Annotated in this window: 16 protein-coding genes; 8 read left to right on the top strand and 8 right to left on the bottom strand. The window is 73.0% G+C overall.

From position 1 onward, the window contains the following. Nucleotide 1: 1 nt before the first annotated feature. Together ACIRQY_RS03955 and ACIRQY_RS03950 are read left to right on the top strand one after the other, a co-directional pair. Nucleotides 2-490: a sec-independent translocase gene (locus ACIRQY_RS03955; protein ID WP_403922328.1), complete on the top strand. Its 489-nt coding sequence runs from the start codon at nucleotides 2-4 to the stop codon at nucleotides 488-490. Nucleotides 491-564: 74 nt separating this feature from the next. Further along, nucleotides 565-1,191: a hypothetical protein gene (locus tag ACIRQY_RS03950; protein WP_351795685.1), complete on the top strand. Its 627-nt coding sequence runs from the start codon at nucleotides 565-567 to the stop codon at nucleotides 1,189-1,191. A 113-nt stretch (nucleotides 1,192-1,304) separates the two neighbouring features. On the opposite strand, the gene ACIRQY_RS03945 is transcribed toward ACIRQY_RS03950, so the two are convergent. From ACIRQY_RS03945 to ACIRQY_RS03935, 3 genes are read right to left on the bottom strand one after another with little or no spacing between them, the layout of a single operon-like run. Further along, nucleotides 1,305-2,438 carry an Mrp/NBP35 family ATP-binding protein gene (locus ACIRQY_RS03945; RefSeq protein WP_351795688.1) on the bottom strand — a complete coding sequence of 378 codons (1,134 nt, stop codon included), beginning with the start codon at nucleotides 2,436-2,438 and terminating at the stop codon, nucleotides 1,305-1,307. Nucleotides 2,439-2,482: 44 nt separating this feature from the next. Next, entirely contained in the window at nucleotides 2,483-3,040 is a 558-nt protein-coding gene (locus ACIRQY_RS03940) for a DUF1003 domain-containing protein (RefSeq protein WP_351795690.1), read from the bottom strand. Next, nucleotides 3,030-4,313 carry a magnesium transporter MgtE N-terminal domain-containing protein gene (locus tag ACIRQY_RS03935; protein ID WP_403922326.1) on the bottom strand — a complete coding sequence of 428 codons (1,284 nt, stop codon included), beginning with the start codon at nucleotides 4,311-4,313 and terminating at the stop codon, nucleotides 3,030-3,032. The genes ACIRQY_RS03940 and ACIRQY_RS03935 overlap by 11 nt, the downstream gene beginning before the upstream one ends. A gap of 272 nt (nucleotides 4,314-4,585) precedes the next feature. Between ACIRQY_RS03935 and ACIRQY_RS03930 the strand changes: the two genes are divergently transcribed. Further along, entirely contained in the window at nucleotides 4,586-5,344 is a 759-nt protein-coding gene (locus ACIRQY_RS03930; protein ID WP_351795696.1) for a hypothetical protein, read from the top strand. 22 nt (nucleotides 5,345-5,366) lie between these two features. On the opposite strand, the gene ACIRQY_RS03925 is transcribed toward ACIRQY_RS03930, so the two are convergent. Further along, nucleotides 5,367-5,873: a hypothetical protein gene (locus ACIRQY_RS03925; protein WP_351795699.1), complete on the bottom strand. Its 507-nt coding sequence runs from the start codon at nucleotides 5,871-5,873 to the stop codon at nucleotides 5,367-5,369. Nucleotides 5,874-5,995: 122 nt separating this feature from the next. Then, nucleotides 5,996-7,123, bottom strand: a complete 1,128-nt coding sequence (locus tag ACIRQY_RS03920; protein ID WP_403922325.1) for a magnesium and cobalt transport protein CorA — start codon at nucleotides 7,121-7,123, stop codon at nucleotides 5,996-5,998. A 423-nt stretch (nucleotides 7,124-7,546) separates the two neighbouring features. On the opposite strand from ACIRQY_RS03920, the gene ACIRQY_RS03915 reads away from it, so the two are divergent. The 4 genes from ACIRQY_RS03915 to ACIRQY_RS03900 all read left to right on the top strand — a co-directional run bounded on the left by ACIRQY_RS03915 (nucleotide 7,547) and on the right by ACIRQY_RS03900 (nucleotide 11,967). Then, nucleotides 7,547-8,131, top strand: a complete 585-nt coding sequence (locus tag ACIRQY_RS03915; RefSeq protein ID WP_351795705.1) for a suppressor of fused domain protein — start codon at nucleotides 7,547-7,549, stop codon at nucleotides 8,129-8,131. A gap of 494 nt (nucleotides 8,132-8,625) precedes the next feature. After that, on the top strand, nucleotides 8,626-9,264 hold the full coding sequence (locus tag ACIRQY_RS03910; RefSeq protein WP_351795708.1) for a DUF6758 family protein: 639 nt from the start codon (nucleotides 8,626-8,628) through the stop codon (nucleotides 9,262-9,264). 478 nt (nucleotides 9,265-9,742) lie between these two features. Beyond that, a complete protein-coding gene (locus ACIRQY_RS03905) occupies nucleotides 9,743-10,606 on the top strand; it encodes a PHP domain-containing protein (protein WP_351795710.1) in 864 nt (287 codons plus the stop codon). A 755-nt stretch (nucleotides 10,607-11,361) separates the two neighbouring features. Then, nucleotides 11,362-11,967: a MarC family protein gene (locus ACIRQY_RS03900; protein WP_351795713.1), complete on the top strand. Its 606-nt coding sequence runs from the start codon at nucleotides 11,362-11,364 to the stop codon at nucleotides 11,965-11,967. A gap of 185 nt (nucleotides 11,968-12,152) precedes the next feature. Here the strand turns inward: ACIRQY_RS03900 and ACIRQY_RS03895 are convergent, their stop codons facing one another. Further along, complete coding sequence (locus ACIRQY_RS03895) at nucleotides 12,153-12,305, bottom strand: hypothetical protein (RefSeq protein WP_017239951.1); 153 nt, start codon at nucleotides 12,303-12,305, stop codon at nucleotides 12,153-12,155. A 350-nt stretch (nucleotides 12,306-12,655) separates the two neighbouring features. On the opposite strand from ACIRQY_RS03895, the gene ACIRQY_RS03890 reads away from it, so the two are divergent. After that, the gene (locus tag ACIRQY_RS03890) at nucleotides 12,656-13,489 is read left to right on the top strand and encodes an NYN domain-containing protein (protein WP_366440315.1); all 834 of its coding nucleotides are present in this window, start codon (nucleotides 12,656-12,658) and stop codon (nucleotides 13,487-13,489) included. A 37-nt stretch (nucleotides 13,490-13,526) separates the two neighbouring features. Here the strand turns inward: ACIRQY_RS03890 and ACIRQY_RS03885 are convergent, their stop codons facing one another. Both ACIRQY_RS03885 and ACIRQY_RS03880 read right to left on the bottom strand, forming a co-directional pair. Further along, nucleotides 13,527-14,414, bottom strand: coding sequence for an alpha/beta fold hydrolase (locus ACIRQY_RS03885; RefSeq protein WP_403922323.1), 888 nt, complete (start codon nucleotides 14,412-14,414; stop codon nucleotides 13,527-13,529). A 389-nt stretch (nucleotides 14,415-14,803) separates the two neighbouring features. Continuing rightward, nucleotides 14,804-17,398, bottom strand: a complete 2,595-nt coding sequence (locus ACIRQY_RS03880) for a DEAD/DEAH box helicase (protein ID WP_403922321.1) — start codon at nucleotides 17,396-17,398, stop codon at nucleotides 14,804-14,806. Nucleotides 17,399-17,656 lie beyond the last annotated feature (258 nt).

Below are 17,656 nucleotides of genomic sequence, written 5' to 3'. Positions count from 1 at the left end.
GGTGTTCAGCGACATAGGCGCACTCGAACTGGTGACGCTCGTGGTCCTCGCCGTGCTCGTCTTCGGGCCGGACAAGCTCCCGAAGATGATCCAGGACGTCTCGCGCTTCGTGCGGAAGATCCGTGAGTTCTCGGACGGCGCGAAGGAGGACATCCGCAGCGAGCTGGGGCCGGACTTCAAGGACTTCGACTTCGAGGACCTCAACCCCAAGACGTTCCTCCGCAAGCAGATGGAGCAGAACGAGGACCTGCGGGAGCTCAAGGAGCTCCGCGGCAGCTTCGACCTCCGCAAGGAGATGAACGAGGTCGCCGACGCGGTCCACGGCCGTGAGCCGCAGTCGACCGCGGTGAACGGGACCTCCGTCAACGGCACTCCGGTGAACGGCTCCGGCGGTGCGGGGACCGCCCCCGGCGGCACCCCGGACCTCCTCAAGAAGCAGGACAAGCCGGACACCGGCGAGCGTCCTCCGTACGACTCCGACGCGACCTGACGCCGGGCCGTCACCGGTCCGGCGCCTCCCGGTGGCTATCCTCCCTCTGTCGATCGAACGAGGAGGCGGCCGAGATGGAGACCACGAGTCCGGCGGAGGGCGTGCCCACGGCCCGGCGGACCGCCGAGGGCTATCTGCGCGCGCCCTTCGCCTGGTACGGCCTGGACGAGGCGTTCACCGGGCCCCGCCGGCTCATGCAGGTGGGCACGGCGGCGGACGGCAGCGTGCAGCACGGTTCGACCGGCCACGGTGACGCGCCGTCGATAAAGTCCGACGCGAGCGGCACGGAGAAGGAGCGGTTCGCGGTCGTCGTCACCGTCGCCGCCAGCCCGGTCCGCCGCACCGGGGACGGCACCGGCGTCCTCGACGCCACCACGGTCTCCTCGGCCGCCTGGCTGGCCGGCAGCGGACTGCTCGTCCACACCTGGCCCCCCTCGCTCGACCACATGACCCGGGACAACTGGCTGGACCAGCAGACCGAGACCGCGTTCGAACTGGCCGACGACCTCGAAGGACCGGACTGGTCGTCGCTCTCGCTGCCGGTGGACGGGGTGCCGGTGACCTTCCACTACCGCGAGACGGAGTTCGGCTGGGTCCTCGCCGGGTCCGCCGACGGCGTCCACATCGGGGCGTACGGGCGGGGCATGAGCGCGTACGGGCTCGGCTTCTCGCAGATCAAGGACCTCGACGCGTACGCCTGACCGGGCGCGGCCGGGAGCGCGGGCGAGCGGGTCCGCCCGCCCCGACCCGGCGGCGCGCACCCGGTACGACGAAGGGCGCCCCCCACCAGGGGGGCGCCCTTTCCGGTGACGCGTCAGAACTTGTTGCGCGGGGTGATGCCCAGGCTCATGCCGGAGAGCCCGCGCTGCCGCCCGCCGAGCTTGCCCGCGATGGCGCGCAGGGCCGCGCCCGCCGGGGAGTCAGGGGCGGACAGGACGACCGGCCGGCCATCGTCGCCGCCCTCACGGAGCCGTACGTCGATCGGGATCGAGCCCAGCAGCGGGACCGTCGCGCCGGTGGTCTTCGTCAGCCCGTCCGCGACCCGCTGACCGCCGCCGGTGCCGAACACGTCGACCATCTCGTCGCAGTGCGGACACGGCAGACCCGCCATGTTCTCCACCACACCGACGATCTTCTGGTGGGTCTGGACGGCGATCGAACCGGCGCGCTCGGCGACCTCCGCCGCCGCCTGCTGCGGGGTGGTCACGACCAGGATCTCCGCGTTCGGCACGAGCTGCGCGACCGAGATCGCGATGTCGCCGGTGCCCGGGGGCAGGTCGAGCAGGAGGACGTCCAGGTCACCCCAGTACACGTCCGCGAGGAACTGCTGGAGCGCCCGGTGCAGCATCGGCCCGCGCCACACCACGGGCGCGTTGCCCGGGGTGAACATGCCGATGGAGATGACCTTCACGCCGTTCGCCGACGGCGGCATGATCATGTTCTCGACCTGGGTCGGACGGCCGTCCGCGCCCAGCATCCGGGGCACGCTGTGGCCGTAGATGTCGGCGTCGACGACACCGACCTTCAGCCCGTCGGCGGCCATCGCCGCGGCCAGGTTCACGGTGACCGACGACTTGCCGACACCGCCCTTGCCGGAGGCCACCGCGTACACCCGGGTCAGCGAACCCGGTTTCGCGAAGGGCACCTCGCGCTCGGCGCTCGTGCCGCGCAGCGCCGCCGCCAGCTCCTTGCGCTGTTCGTCGCTCATCACGTCCAGCGAGACCTCGACGGCGGTGACGCCCTCGACCCGGGAGACGGCATCCGTCACGCGCTGCGTGATGGTGTCGCGCATCGGGCAGCCGGAGACCGTCAGATAGACCGTCACGGCGACCTTGCCGTCCGGTTCGATCTCCACCGACTTGACCATGCCGAGCTCGGTGATCGGCTTGTTGATCTCAGGGTCGTTCACCGTCGCCAGTGCTTCGAGGACCGTGTCTTCCGTAGCCATACCGACGATGGTACGGCGCGGACCACCGGCCCATGAAAGCCCTGTCAACGGTCGGGTACGTCACGTCCCCGGTCCTCGCCGTACGGGAAGAGGTCCCGGCGCTCCTCCAGCTCCCGCACCAGGTCCTGGAGCTCCGAGCGGATCCAGTCGCGGGTCGCCACCTCGCCGAGGCCCATCCGCAGCGCCGCGATCTCCCGCGTCAGGTACTCGGTGTCCGCGATCGACCGCTCGTTCTGCTTGCGGTCCTGTTCGAGATTGACCCGGTCCCGGTCGTCCTGCCGGTTCTGCGCGAGCAGGATCAGCGGCGCCGCGTACGAGGCCTGGAGGGACAGCGCGAGCGTCAGGAAGATGAACGGGTACTCGTCGAACTTCAGCGAACCCGGCGCGAAGATGTTCCAGGCGACCCACACGATGATCGTGAGCGTCATCCAGACCAGGAACCTGCCCGTCCCCAGGAACCGGGCGATCCGCTCCGAGATCCGCCCGAAGGCCTCGGGGTCGTACTCCGGGAGCAGTCTGGCCCGCCGCTCGCGCGGCTGGTCGAGCCGGACGCGGGCGCCCGGCCGCTCCCGGTCCCGGTCCTGGGCGCGCTCAGCGGCCATGCCCCGTCCCCTCCTCGTGGAACTCGGTCTCCCGCCAGTCCTCCGGCAGCAGATGGTCGAGGACGTCGTCGACGGTGACCGCGCCGAGCAGCGCCCCGCTCTCGTCCACCACCGGCGCCGCGACCATGTTGTACGCGGCGAGATAGCTGGTGACGGCGGGCAGCGGGGTGTCCGGGCCGAGCGGCGGCAGGTCGCTGTCCACGATCGAGCTGACCAGGGTGAACGGCGGGTCGCGCAGCAGCCGCTGGAAGTGGACCGTGCCCAGGTACTTGCCGGTCGGCGTCTCGTCCGGCGGCCGGCACACGTACACCTGGGCGGCGAGCGCGGGCGACAGGTCCTGCTGGCGGACCCGGGCCAGCGCGTCGGCGACCGTGGCGTCCGGCCGCAGCACGATCGGCTCCGTCGTCATCAGACCGCCCGCCGTGCGCTCCTCGTACGACATCAGACGCCGTACGTCGGCGGCGTCGTCCGGCCGCATCAGGGTCAGCAGCCGCTCCTTGTCCTCCTCGGGCAGCTCCGACAGCAGGTCGGCCGCGTCGTCCGGGTCCATCGCCTCCAGGACGTCGGCCGCCCGCTCCTCCTTCAGCTTGCCGATGATCTCGACCTGGTCGTCCTCCGGCAGCTCCTCCAGGACGTCGGCGAGCCGGTCGTCGTCGAGTGCCGCCGCCACCTCCACCCGGCGCTTCGGGGACAGGTGGTGCAGCGCGTTGGCGACGTCGGCGGGCCGCAGCCGCTCGAAGGTGGCGACCAGGCTCTCGGCGCCCTGCCCGTTCTCCTCCAGGGAGAAGCCGGTGACACCCGACCAGTCCACGGTCAGCGTCTCGGCCTTCCGGCGCAGCGCCCCGCCCTTGCCGCGCCGGACGAAGACCTTGTCGATCTCCCATTCGCGGCGGGCGGGCAGCTGCTGGACGGCGACGTCGAGGACGGTGACCTCCTCGCCCTCCTCCCCGCCGGGCCCCACGAGCCGGACCCGCCGGTCGAGGAGTTCGCCGAGGACGAGCCGTTCGGTCGGCCGCTGCTCGAAGCGCCGCATGTTGACCACACCGGTGGTGATGACCTGGCCGGACGCCACTCCGATGATCCGGGTCATCGGCACGAACACCCGGCGGCGGCTGAGCACCTCCACCACCATGCCGAGCAGCCGGGGCGGTCTGCGGCCGACCCGCAGCATGGCCACCAGGTCGCCGACCCGGCCGACCTGGTCGCCGACGGGGTCGAAGACGGGCACTCCCGCGAGGTGGGAGACGAAGATCCGGGGGGCGCCTGCCGCCATGCCACGCGCCTCCTCGGTGCCGCACGATTCGAGTCATTGCCGAGCTTTGCCTGATTCAGGCTAGCCCGTGCCGATCCACCCCGCCCCGGCAGCGACTCCGGACGGCCCCCGCAGGGGTCGTCGTCCGGTCCGGGTACGCTGCGGACTGCCGTCCCCCACCGGCACGCCGGCGTCCCCCCGTCCGGTGTCCCCGAGCAGCACGGACGGCCGCCGCCCCGGTTCTCCCCGTACGGCCGCGGCCTGTGTCCCCCATGCCAGGAGAGGTAGCGCAGATGCCCTTTCGCGCCCCGTCGTCGCGTCTCCGCAGGGCCGTCGTGCCCCTGACGCTCTGCGCCGGTCTGATCGCCGGGACGGCGGCCTGTGCCGCCGATCCCGACGAGGGGACCAACGGGGTCGGGAGGCTCTCCGCGACCGAGATCGAGGGCAAGGCGCGGGACACGGCGGACACCGCGAAGTCGGTCCGTCTCTCGGGCAGCCTGGTCAGCAAGGGCGGCACGTTCAAGCTGAACATGCGGCTGCGGAAGGACGGCGCCGCCGGTTCCGTGACCACGAAGAACAGCACCTTCGAGCTGCTGCGGGTCGGCGACACCCTCTTCCTGAAGGCGGCGGCGGACTTCTGGTCCCACGACACCTCGGCCGACGGCTCCCCCTCGAAGGCGGACTCCGAGGCCGCCGACAAGCTCGACGACAAGTTCGTGAAGGTGCCGCAGGGCGACCCCTCGTACAACCAGCTGCGCGGCTTCACCGACATGGGGCTGCTGCTCAACGGCCTGACCGAGCTGCACGGCGAGAAGGTCAAGGGCGACCGGGACCAGATCGGCGGCATCCGCACCATCAAGGTGAAGGGCGGCGGGGACGGCGAGGGCGGCACCCTCGACGTGGCCCTGGACGGCGACCCGTACCCGCTCAGGTTCGCCCGGGGCGGGGGAGCGGGCGTGGTGGTGCTCAGCGAGTGGAACAAGAGCTTCCCGCTCGCCGAGCCGTCCAAGGAGGAGACCCTCGACTACGGCAAGCAGCTGCCCCGCACCTGAGCGGCGCTCCCGGCCGCGCGGGTCAGCGCCCGCGGCGCCGGAACAGCAGCTTCGGCAGGGCGGCGGGCACGGGCTCGCGGGTGGTGGCGGGCGAGGGCAGCGGTACGGCGGCGAGGGAGCCGTCCGGCAGGTCCTCGTCCACCGCGCGCGGGTCCAGCCGCAGCACCCGGCACTCGCGCGCCCAGCGGGCGGTCATCGCCTCGCCGTCCGGAGCGTTGAGCCGCTTGCCCTTCAGCTCGGCCACGGCCGCGTCCCACTCGTCCGTACCGGGGGCGAGTTCGCGCACGGCGGCCGTCCAGCCGACGATCCGGCCGCCCTTGTCCTTGCTGCGGACCGTGACCTCGGCCGTACCGCCGTCCGCCAGGTCCGGCAGGGGCTGCTCGCCGGGGCCGTCGCCGACGAGGAGCGCGGCTCCGTCGTGCCAGACGTGCCAGAGCGCGCGGGCCGGGCCGGTGCCGCGCACCCACACCAGGCCCGACTTCTTGGTGGCCTCCTCGACGAGGGCGGACCCGGGCAGCTCTTCAGTCATGGCCCGAAGCCTAGGGGATGCCCGGCGGGCCGGGCCGGGCCCGCCGGACACCTTCCCGGGGAGGTACGGGGAGGTACGGGGAGGTACGGGGAGAAGAGCGGGGGAGCCGAGGGGGCGGCGGCCTACAGCCAGCCGTTCCGCTTGAGGGTGCGGTGGATGGTGAAGCAGATCACGACGATGCCGGTCAGCACCATCGGGTAGCCGTACTTCCAGTGCAGCTCGGGCATGTGGTCGAAGTTCATGCCGTACACGCCGCAGACCGCCGTGGGGACGGCGACGATCGCCGCCCACGAGGTGATCTTGCGCATGTCCTCGTTCTGCGCGACGGTCGCCTGCGCCAGGTTGGCCTGGAGGATCGAGTTGAGCAGTTCGTCGAAGCCGACGACCTGCTCCTGGACCCGGGCGAGGTGGTCGGCGACGTCCCGGAAGTACTTCTGGATGTCGGGGTCCACCAGCCGCATGGGCCGCTCGCTGAGCAGCTGCATGGGCCGCATGAGCGGGGTGACGGCCCGCTTGAACTCCAGGACCTCACGCTTCAGCTGGTAGATCCGGCCGGTGTCCGTGCCGCGCGTGGAGCCCTTCGCGGCGGGCGAGAAGACATCGATCTCCAGCTGGTCGATGTCGAGCTCGACGGCGTCGGCGACCGCGATGTAACCGTCGACGACGTGGTCGGAGAGGGCGTGCAGGACGGCCGAGGGGCCTTTGACGAGCAGCTCCGGCTCGCCCTCGAGGCGGTGCCGCAGATTGCGCAGCGAGCCCTGGCCGCCGTGCCGGACGGTGATGACGAAGTCGGGGCCGGTGAAGCACATGACCTCGCCGGTCTCGACGACCTCGCTGGTCGCGGTCAGCTCGGCGTGCTCGACGTAGTGGATGGTCTTGAAGACGGTGAAGAGGGTGTCGTCGTACCGCTCCAGCTTGGGCCGCTGGTGGGCGTGGACGGCGTCCTCGACGGCGAGCGGGTGCAGTCCGAACTCGGCCGCGATCCCGGCGAATTCGGCCTCGGTCGGCTCGTGGAGGCCGATCCAGGCGAAGCCGCCGCTCTCCCGCACCTGCTGCATCGCGCCGCGCGGGGTGAGGCACTCGCGGTCGTCGGTCCGGCGTCCGTCGCGGTAGACGGCGCAGTCGACCACGGCGCTGGAGGCGGAGTGGTCACGGGTGGGGTCGTACGCGGTGTACGCGGTCGGGGTCTTGCGCAGCGGGTGCAGCAGGCTGGGACGGACGGCGGCGCGCAGGTCACGGATCATCGACATGGGCATGCTCCTTCACGGAGGGCCGTCGGCGAGCACGGCACAGCCCGGAATGGGGACGTGGAGCTGTTGCGTCGTCCACAAAGCGGGCGGCACCGAAGGGACGCGGTGACGGCGTTCGCTACTGACAGGCAAAGGCGAAATGCTCTTCCGTCATGCGAGAAGCCGGAGAAGGAGATCCGTGCGGACCCGTGATCACCGGAGAGACGTGGGCACCTGGCTGGGGTGCGGGCCGGAAGAGCGGCTGGTACTACCCGATCGACTTCGGTCCATCGCAGCCCCACCTCCTCCGGCCGGTCCCTCGTGAGGGATGACGTGTGACGAGTAGCCGGGAGTTCGGGACTCCCGACCAGCGGCCAAGACTATCAGCCGACTGATGGTCAATCCCTTACTTTGCCCGTTCCATACGCGCTTTATGCTCAACCCATGGGAGAAGTTCTTGCTCTGGTCGAGGCCCGGTTGCGTACGGCCCTCGGGGAACCGGACGCGCGGGCCGCGGTGACGTTCCTCGGCACGGACCGGATCGAGGTGCTCCGGTTCATCGACGGGGATCTCGTGCGGTACGCGACCCTCGGCATGTCCGCCCAGCCGATGGCCGACCCCACCGCCACCCTCGCCGATCCGGTCGCGGGACCGCGCGCCGAACTGGTCCTCACCGTCCGGGGCGGGCTCGCCGACACCGACAAGGTGCTGCGCCCGCTGGCCGTGCTCGCCTCCACCCCGCAGGTGGAGGGCGTCGTCGTGGCCCCGGGCGCCTCGCTCGACGTGGGCGAGCCGCTCTGGCCCGGCGCCGCCTTCGGCTCGGTCCTCGTCGCGGAGTCCGGCGGCCTGGTGGCGGATCTGGAGCTCGACGGGCCGATGGACCCGGTGCGCTTCCTGCCCCTCCTCCCGATGACCGCGAACGAGGCCGCCTGGAAGCGGGTGCACGGGGCGCAGGCCCTGGAGGAGCGCTGGCTGGCCCGGGGGACGGACCTGCGCGACCCGCTGCGGCGGTCCGTGGATCTGGACTGAGGGGCGGGGCCGGGTCGGGGCGGGCTGGTGGCGGACCGGGTCCGGTGGTGAGGTCCTGCGGGCGGGCTTCGGCTGTTCCTGGAGGGACGCCGCGATGCACGGGAAGCCCGCCGCCGTCGGCGCCGCCGTGCCGAAGGCGCGGTCAGCGCCTGTCGACGTCGCCGGGGACGGTGCCGAGGAGCGGGCCGCACACCATGCCGAGGCCGGGCGTCGACTCGTCGACTCGTCGAGCAGGATCGTTCTCGTGTCCGTGTCCGCCGTGTCGTCTTCTCTCCTTCCCTCCTTCTCTCCGCATGGTGGCGCTCCTCCGCGTCGGGACGGTCGCGCCGAGCGCGGAAAAAGTTGAGGAGCCTAACGAGTGCAGCCTGCATCCATGTGGGAAAAGGGGTGGGGGCGGCTCCGGCGGAGACGCGGAGTGAACGCCACAGGCCGGACGGGTGATCGTCCGTGATCGTCCTTGACGCCGGGCCCCGGGGGTAGGACCGTTGGGCCCTATGAGGGGCGAACCCAGTTGTCCGAAGTGCGGTGGCCGGGTCAGGGCGCCCGGACTCTTCGCCGACTCCTGGCAGTGTGACGCGCACGGCTCGGTGCACCCGCTCCAGCCCGTCATCCCGCCCAGCATCGAGGGCCTCGGTGTCGTCGTGCACCGGTCCCACGTGCCGGTCTGGATGCCGTGGCCCCTGCCCGTCGGCTGGCTCTTCACCGGTGTCGCGTACGCGGGCGACGACCGCAGCGGCGGACGCGCGACCGCCGTCGCCTGCTCCGGCCCCGGACCACTCGGCGGCCTCGGTGAACTCCTCCTGGTCGCAGAGGAGTTGGGCGTCGGCCTCGGCGCGCGGTACGCGGGCATCGACGGCCCCGATCCCGGTGCGGGCATGGCCATCGACAAGCCCCCGCAGACCAAGGTCCTCGCCGCGGGGCGCCCCACCCCGCTCTGGCACGTCACCGGCACCCCGCAGGACCGCGCGGTCTTCGCGGGGGAGGCCCGTGGACTCTGGCTGTGGGCGATCGTCTGGCCCGAGCAGTCGGGCCTCCTCATGTACGACGAACTGGTCCTGACGGACCTGCGCGACGCGGGCGCCGAGGTCGAACTGGTCCCCTGCGGCGCGCTCACCCCGAGACTGCTGGGCTGAGGCGCGGGCCGAACGCCACCTGCCGGAGACGGTGGGCACGGTGGGGCGAGGGAGGGGTGGTACGCCTGGTGGGGCGACGGGCGGGGCGGAGCCCGGTACGCCCTGGAGGAGACGGCGAACCTGCGGGCCGTTCGGTGCGCCCTGCGGAGACGATGGACGCGGAGCCCGTGGACACGGAGGCGTCCCCGCGGGTCCGGTCGTGTCCGGTGGTGTCCGTGGGCCCCGCAGGTCCGGCGATGTACCGGTGCGTCCCGCGATGACGGCGGAGTCGGTACGACGGGGGCGGCCGGGGCGGTACGTCGGGTGGGGGTGACGGGCGGGTCGGGGACGGCCGGTGGGGGTGACGGGAGGGTAGGGGACGGCTGGTGGGAGTGACGGGCGCGGCGGAGACGGCCGTCACGTTCCGTACCCGGGTGTTCGAACGGGCCGTTATGCTGGAGCGTCCCTCGTCCGTGCCGAGTTCCGGGAGTTCCGCGTCGTGCGCATCGATCTGCACACCCACTCCACGGCCTCCGACGGCACGGACTCCCCGGCCGAACTCGTGAGGAACGCGGCCGCCGCGGGGCTCGACGTCGTCGCCCTCACCGACCACGACACCACCCGGGGACACGCGGAGGCCGTCGCCGCGCTGCCCGAGGGCCTCACCCTCGTCACCGGCGCCGAACTGTCCTGCCGGATCGACGGGATCAGCCTCCATCTGCTCGCGTACCTCTTCGACCCCGAGGAGCCCGCGCTGCTCGCGGAGCGCGAACTCGTCCGTGACGACCGCGTCCCGCGCGCCCGTGCCATGGTCGGCAGGCTCCAGGACCTCGGCGTCCCCGTGACCTGGGAGCAGGTCGCCCGGATCGCCGGGGACGGCTCGGTCGGCCGTCCGCACGTCGCCGAGGCCCTCGTCGAGCTCGGGGTCGTCCCCGACGTCTCCGGGGCCTTCACCTCCGACTGGCTCGCCGACGGCGGCCGGGCCCACGTCGGGAAGCACGAACTGGACCCGGTCGAAGCGATCCGCCTGGTGAAGGCGGCCGGCGGCGTCACCGTCTTCGCGCACCCGCTCGCCGTGAAGCGCGGGCAGGTGCTGCCGGAGTCCACGATGGTCCGGCTCGCCGAGGCCGGTCTCGACGGCATCGAGGTCGACCACATGGACCACGACGAGGCGACACGGGCGCGGCTGCGCGGCCTCGCCAAGGAGCTGGGGCTGCTGGCCACGGGCTCCAGCGACTACCACGGCAGCCGCAAGACCTGTCGTCTCGGCGAGTACACGACCGACCCCGAGATCTACGGGGAGATCACCCGCCGCGCCTCGGGCGCCTTCCCGGTCCCCGGCGCGGGGGGACCCGCCGCCTGACGGCTGCCGCCGTGCGGGACGGGGCCGGAGTGCCACGAGCCGGGCGTGACCGCAGGCGCCCTTTCGACGGGCGTCCTCGCGGATCGCGCCGAGCCCATGGCGCCGAGCACCGGTCACGTGCCGTCGGGCGCCCCGGGTCACCACCGGTCCTCACCCGAGGGGCTGTCCCCATGGGAAACCGGTCCCTGCCGGGGAACCGGACCCTGTCAGGGGGAGCGACCCCGTCAGGGCGCCGGATCCCGTAGGGGGTACCGGATCCCGCAAGGGGGCCAGGTCCCTGACAGGGGGCCGGACCCCGTAGGGGGATCAGATCTCCTAGGGGAAGCCGGAACCCGTAAGGGAACGCTGACCCCCTAGGGGGGACGCGAGCCCGTAGGGAACCCGCCGCCCGCCGGGTCGACCGACCGGGAGCGACCGTGTGCCGCACTCGGCCCGACGATCCACCGGGCACGAACGGTTCTGTCGGCCCATTCGGTCCCTCGGTCCGACACCGGTCCGTCCGGTGCGAACGGCTCCCGGTCCGAGTGGTCCGTCCGGTCCGGTCCGTCCGGCTGATCCGACAGGCCCGTCGACCACCCCGCCCGTGCCGCCCGAGCCCAGCCCTCTCCTTCCCGCACTCCCTTCGTCCTGGTCCGCCCCCGTACGGCTCCGTGCCGTGTGCGGGGCGGCGCTCCACCTGCCCCGCCCCCGGAATTTTGTATTCCGGTCCGCGGGGGTCCCACCCCACCGTTCGTCTCTCCCGCAAGGCAATCCACGTGTTCGACGTCGCCGTCTTCGGCTCGCTGTTCCTGACCCTCTTCGTGATCATGGATCCCCCCGGGATCACCCCGATCTTCCTCGCGCTCACCTCCGGCCGCCCGGCCAAGGTGCAGCGCCGGATGGCCTGGCAGGCCGTCGCCGTGGCCTTCGGCGTCATCACCGTCTTCGGCATCCTCGGCCAGCAGATCCTCGCCTATCTGCACGTCTCCGTCCCCGCGCTGATGATCGCGGGCGGTCTGCTGCTGCTCCTCATCGCCCTCGACCTGCTCACCGGCAAGACCGACGAGCCCAAGCAGACCAAGGACGTCAACGTCGCCCTGGTCCCGCTCGGGATGCCGCTGCTCGCCGGTCCCGGTGCGATCGTCTCGGTGATCCTCGCCGTGCAGAACGCCGACGGCGTGGCCTCGCAGGTCGCCGTCTGGACCGCCATCCTCGCCATGCACCTCGTGCTCTGGCTGGCCATGCGCTACTCGCTGCTGATCATCCGGGTCATCAAGGACGGCGGTGTGGTCCTGGTGACCCGGCTCGCGGGCATGATGCTCTCCGCCATCGCGGTCCAGCAGATCATCAACGGCGTCACCCAGGTCGTCCAGAGCGCCTGACCGCCCGGTGCGCCCGTGCGCCGGATCGTCCGTGCATCCGTGCATTCGATGTGTCCGGCGTGTCCGCGCTGCCGGTCACCCGCCCCGCCGGTCACCCGGCCCCGGACGCCACTGCGCCCCCGTGCGGATTCCGCTGTCGCGGAGTCCGCGCGGGGGCGCGGTGCGTGTGGGTGGAACCCGGCCTGTTACGAGGCCGAGGTCTCGGCGGGGCGGATCCAGATGCGCTGGCCGATCGCTGCGGCCTGCTGCACGATCCGGTTGACGGAGGAGGCGTCCACGACGGTCCTGTCGACGGGCGTGCCGTCGATGTCGTCGAGTCGCAGGATTTCGAAGCGCACAGGCTTCTCCCTTCGTCCGAGTTGATCCTCCGTGCGGAGAACTGTCTTACATCCGTGTCCAACGAGATGCATCCTGCAAACATTCCCTACGCTAAGGAAAATTTTCGAATGCCTAACTACTACCTGGTAGGGGTGTGGCGGGAGGGACCGCCGAGGCGGAGAATGAGCCGCGTATGAACGACGCAGACACCGCCCGGACGCCCGGCGCCACCGAAGCCCCCGGCACCACCCAAGCCACCGGTACCACCGAGACCCCCGGCACCGCCGACGCGGCCCCGGCCACCGGGACCGACGCCCGCCTGCAAGCCCTCGACGCACGCCTGGACCGCACCAACGACCTCCTCCGGCGGATGCTGGCCGAGGTCGCCAAGACCCCCTCCACCCACGCCATCTTCGTCGACGCCGGTTACGTCCATGCTGCGGCCGGATTGCTGGTGGCGGGCACCGAGGACCGCCGCTCCTTCGACCTCGACGCCGAAGGCCTCATCGACGCCTTCATCGACACGGCCCGCACGATCTTCGCCGACAGCCGACTGCTCCGCGTCTACTGGTACGACGGGGCCCGTCGCCGTATCCACACGCCCGAACAGCAGGCCATCGCGGAACTCCCCGACGTCAAGGTCCGCCTCGGCAACCTCAACGCCAACAACCAGCAGAAGGGCGTCGACTCCCTCATCCGCTCCGACCTGGAGTCCCTCGCCCGCCACCGCGCCATCAGCGACGCCGCCCTGGTCGGCGGCGACGAGGACCTCGTCTCGGCGGTCGAGGCCGCCCAGGGCTACGGCGCCCGCGTCCACCTCTGGGGCATCGAGGCCGCGGAGGGCCGCAACCAGGCCGAGGCCCTGCTCTGGGAGGTCGACAGCCAGCGCACCTTCGAGCTCGACTTCTGCCGCCCGTACGTCACCCGCCGTCCCGTCACCACATACGAGAACGAGGGCGAGCCCCCGCCCTCCCGCGAGGAGGTGCGTTTCATCGGCGCCCGGATCGCGGCCATCTGGCTCGGCGAACGCGGCCGTGAGCGGCTCGCCGAGCTGATGCCCGCCGCTCCCTATCTGCCCGGACCCGTCGACCAGGAACTGCTCGTCGAGGCGGAACGCCTGCTCAGCCGCTCCCTGCGCGGTCACTCGGCCCTCCGGCGCGCCCTGCGCGACGGCTTCTGGCAGCACCTCAAGACGCAGTTCTGACGCCCGGCCCCCGGTTCGCCGGGGGCGAAAGCGGAGCTCAGTGGGCGGTCCCGGCGGTCCGGGCCACCGCCGTCCGCTCCCAGAAGCCGGTGAGCCGGTCGGTCAGCTCACGCGGGTGGGACACGTTGGGGGAGTGGCCCGCGCCCGCGACCACGGTGTGGTGGGCGCCGGTGTCGGCCGCCGCCCGGGCGAGTTCCGCCGTCGGCCAGACCATCTCGTCCGCGCCGTACGCCATGTGGAGCGGCAGCGGCAGTGCGGCGAGTTCCGACGTGCCGTCCCGGCGGCTGAGCAGCAGCCGCCCCGCACCGGAGAGCTGGGCGATCCGGGTGCGCGTCCAGCGGCGCCGCAGGAAGTCCGCGAGCTGCGGGGCGTCGTCGGTGTCCGGTTCCTCGCCCCGGCTGTCCAGCCAGCACATCGCCTGCCACACCCGCTCCTTCGGCAGCAGCGCGAGGGCGGCGCGCAGCACCCGGACCCGGACGCGCTGCGGCCGGGACACCCGGCCGGGGCCCGAGGAGAGCAGGGTCAGGGAGCGGAAGGCGCCCGGTGCGAGCGAGGCCGCCGCCCGGGCCACCAGACCGCCGAAGGAGTGCCCCAGCAGGTGTACGGGGCCGTCGCCGAGGGCGGCGGCCTGAGCCACCGCGTCCAGGGCCAGCGCCTTGCGCCGGTACGCGGCCCGGCCCCGGGGGCCCGGGGTCTCGTACTGGCCCCGCCCGTCCACGGCCACGGCCCGGTACCCGGCCTCGCCCAGCGGCCCGAGCAGGGCGAGGAAGTCCTCCTTGCTGCCGGTGTAGCCGGGCAGCAGCAGCACCGTGCCCCGTCGCTCGCCGCCCGGCTCGGAGTCGAGGACGGCGAAGTCGCCGCGCGCGGTCACCAGGCGACGGACGCGGGTACGGGTCGGCAGCGCGAGGGACCGGGGCTTGCTCATGTCTGGACTGTAACCGGAGGAACGCGGACCGGGGCGGCCAGGACGGCCGGGGTACCGGGCGCCCGGTACCCCGCCGAGCTCCCGGGCGGCCCACGCCACCCGGGACCGGGAGCGGCCCGCACACGCGGGGGCACGGGGCGGTCCGGGTCCGCCGGACCCGGGTGGTCCATCTGTGCGGCGCCCGGGCGGGCCGCCGTCCTCAGGGGCGACCCGGCGGGGTTCCCGTAGGGGGAGCCCCGAACCGTCCGCGTACGGCCGGGGCTCGGGGGAGGCCGGACCCTTCAGGCCCGTAGGGGCCGCGCGCCTCGGGACTGGGGGAAGTCCCCCGTACGCGCCGAGGCCCGGCCCCCCGGGAAGGGGGCCGGGCCTCGGCGACGGGTCGGACGGGATCAGCTCTCGGTCGGAGCCGCCGCCGCCTTCTTCGTGGTGCGGCGGCGCGGAGCCTTGGGGGCCTCCTCGGCGGCCGGAGCCTCGGTGGTCGTGTCCGCCGGAGCGGCGACGGCCTTCTTCGTCGTACGGCGCCGGGCCGGGGTCTTCGGCTCGGAGGCGTCGGGGGCCTCGGCGGCCACCGCCGCCTTCTTCGTCGTACGGCGCCGGGGAGCCTTGGGGGCCTCCTCGGTTGCCTCGGCGGCCGGAGCCTCGGTGGCCGTGTCCGCCGGAGCGGCAGCGGCCTTCTTCGTCGTGCGGCGGCGGGGGGCCTTCTTCGGCTCCTCGGCCGGGACGGCCTCGACGACGGGCGCCGGAGCGGCCTCCGCGACGGGGGCGGCCGGGGCCGACTTGACGGCCGGGACCGTCACGACGACCGCCTCGGCGGGCGCGGAACCGGCCGGCGAACCGGCGGCCTTGCGCACCACCCGGCGGCGGGCGGGCTTCTGCGGCTCCTCCGCCACGACCGGCGCGGGCTCCGGCTCGACGACCGGCTCCACGACGGGAGCGGCGGTCACCGGCGAACCGGCGGCCTTGCGGACGACCCGGCGGCGGCGCGGCGCGGGAACCTCCGCCGTGGCCGGGGCCTCGGCGACGGGCTCCGCCACCACGGGGGCGGCGGCGACCGGCTCGGCGACCGCGACGGCCGAAGCGGCGGCCTCGGCCACCGGGGCGGCGGTCTTCTTCGTCGTGCGGCGGCGGGGGGCCTTCTTCGGCTCCTCGGCCGGGACGGACTCGACGACGGGCGCCGGAGCGGCCTCGACGACGGCGGCCACCGGGGCGGCCGGGGCCGCCTTCGCCGCGTGCAGCGCGGCCGCGGCGGACTCCACGGTCTGGAACGAACCGGTGTCCTCGGCAGGCCGGACCACCCGGGGGCGGCGACGGCGGGGCGCCGGAGCCTGTCCCTGGGCCACGGGAGCCTGGGCGGCCGGAGCGGTCCTGACGGCCTCCGGACGCGCGGTGGTCTTCTTCGCCGAACGGCGACGCGGCGCCTTCGGCTCCTCGGCCGGGGCCTTCGGCTCCTCGGCCGGAGCGGCCGAGGCGACGGGCGCCGGGGTGGACTCGACGGCGGTCGCCACCGGGGCGGCCGGGGCCGTCCCGGTCTGCCGGGCCACCGGCTGCGACTGCGTCACCGGCAGGGCGTCGGGGGCGCCGACACGGGTGCGGCGACGACGGCGCGGGGTGCGCGGACCGGCCTCGGTCTTCGCCTCGTCCGCGACCGGAGCCGTCTCGGTGGTGGTCACCGGAGCCTCGTCCGGCTCGCCGCCACGGGTGCGCCGACGCTGGCGCGGGGTCCGGGTGCGGTCCGGGCGCTCCTCGGTCCGCTCGGTGCGCTCGGTCTTCGGGCCGCGTCCACGGCGTCCGCCGGGCTCGCCCAGGTCCTCCAGCTCCTCCGCGCCCAGACCCGCGCGGGTCCGCTCGCCGCGGGGCAGGACGCCCTTGGTGCCCGCCGGGATGTCCAGCTCCTCGAACAGGTGCGGGGAGCTGGAGTACGTCTCGGCAGGCTCGTGGAAGTCGAGACCGAGGGCCTTGTTGATGAGCTGCCAGCGCGGGATGTCGTCCCAGTCGACCAGCGTGACGGCGGTGCCCTTCGCCCCGGCGCGGCCGGTGCGGCCAACCCGGTGCAGGAAGGTCTTCTCGTCCTCGGGGGACTGGTAGTTGATGACGTGGGTGACGCCCTCGACGTCGATGCCGCGCGCGGCGACGTCGGTGCAGACGAGGACGTCCACCTTGCCGTTGCGGAAGGCGCGCAGCGCCTGCTCGCGGGCGCCCTGGCCGAGGTCGCCGTGGACCGCGCCGGAGGCGAAGCCGCGCCGCTCCAGCTGCTCGGCGATGTCGGCGGCCGTCCGCTTGGTGCGGCAGAAGATCATCGCGAGCCCGCGGCCGTTGGCCTGGAGGATGCGGGAGACCATCTCCGGCTTGTCCATCGAGTGCGCGCGGTAGACGCGCTGCGTGATGTTGGCGACGGTCACGCCCTCGCCGTCGGTCGAGGTGGCGCGGATGTGCGTCGGCTGCGACATGTAGCGGCGGGCGAGACCGATGACCGCGCCCGGCATGGTGGCCGAGAACAGCATGGTCTGACGCTTCGGCGGAAGCATGTTCATGATCTTCTCGACGTCGGGCAGGAAGCCCAGGTCGAGCATCTCGTCGGCCTCGTCGAGGACGAGGACCTTGACCTTGGACAGGTCGAGCTTGCGCTGGCCCGCCAGGTCGAGCAGGCGGCCCGGGGTGCCGACGACGACGTCGACGCCCTTCTGGAGCGCCTCGACCTGGGGCTCGTACGCCCGGCCGCCGTAGATCGCGAGCACGCGTACGTTCCGCACCTTGCCGGCGGTCAGGAGGTCGTTGGTGACCTGCTGGCACAGCTCGCGGGTGGGCACGACGACGAGCGCCTGCGGGGCGTCGGTGAGCTGCTCGGGCTGGGCCCGGCCGGCCTCGACGTCCATCGGGACGGTGACGCGCTCCAGGATGGGGAGGCCGAAACCGAGGGTCTTGCCCGTGCCGGTCTTGGCCTGGCCGATGACGTCGGTGCCGGTGAGGGCGACCGGGAGGGTCATCTCCTGGATGGGAAAGGGAGTGACGATACCGACGGCCTCCAGGGCCTCGGCCGTCTCGGGGAGGATTCCGAGTTCTCGGAAAGTCGTAGTCAGGGTGCTGCCTCTTCTGTGAGACGCGGCGCGAGGCGAACGAAGGGGGTCGTACCGTGCCGGGAACCGCCGACGCGATCCTGGGATCGCTGCCGGGTGGCACGGGACCACTGCCGTCGCTCGAGCGTCGTACCGCTGAGGGTGACCCTTCCGCGGGTCCGCCGGAAG

Origin of the sequence: Streptomyces sp. NPDC101490, from assembly GCF_044767145.1 — a bacterium.
GTDB lineage: Bacteria > Actinomycetota > Actinomycetes > Streptomycetales > Streptomycetaceae > Streptomyces.
The sequence above is the reverse complement of the archived record's forward strand: the minus strand, read 5'-3'. Positions and strand labels throughout refer to the sequence as shown.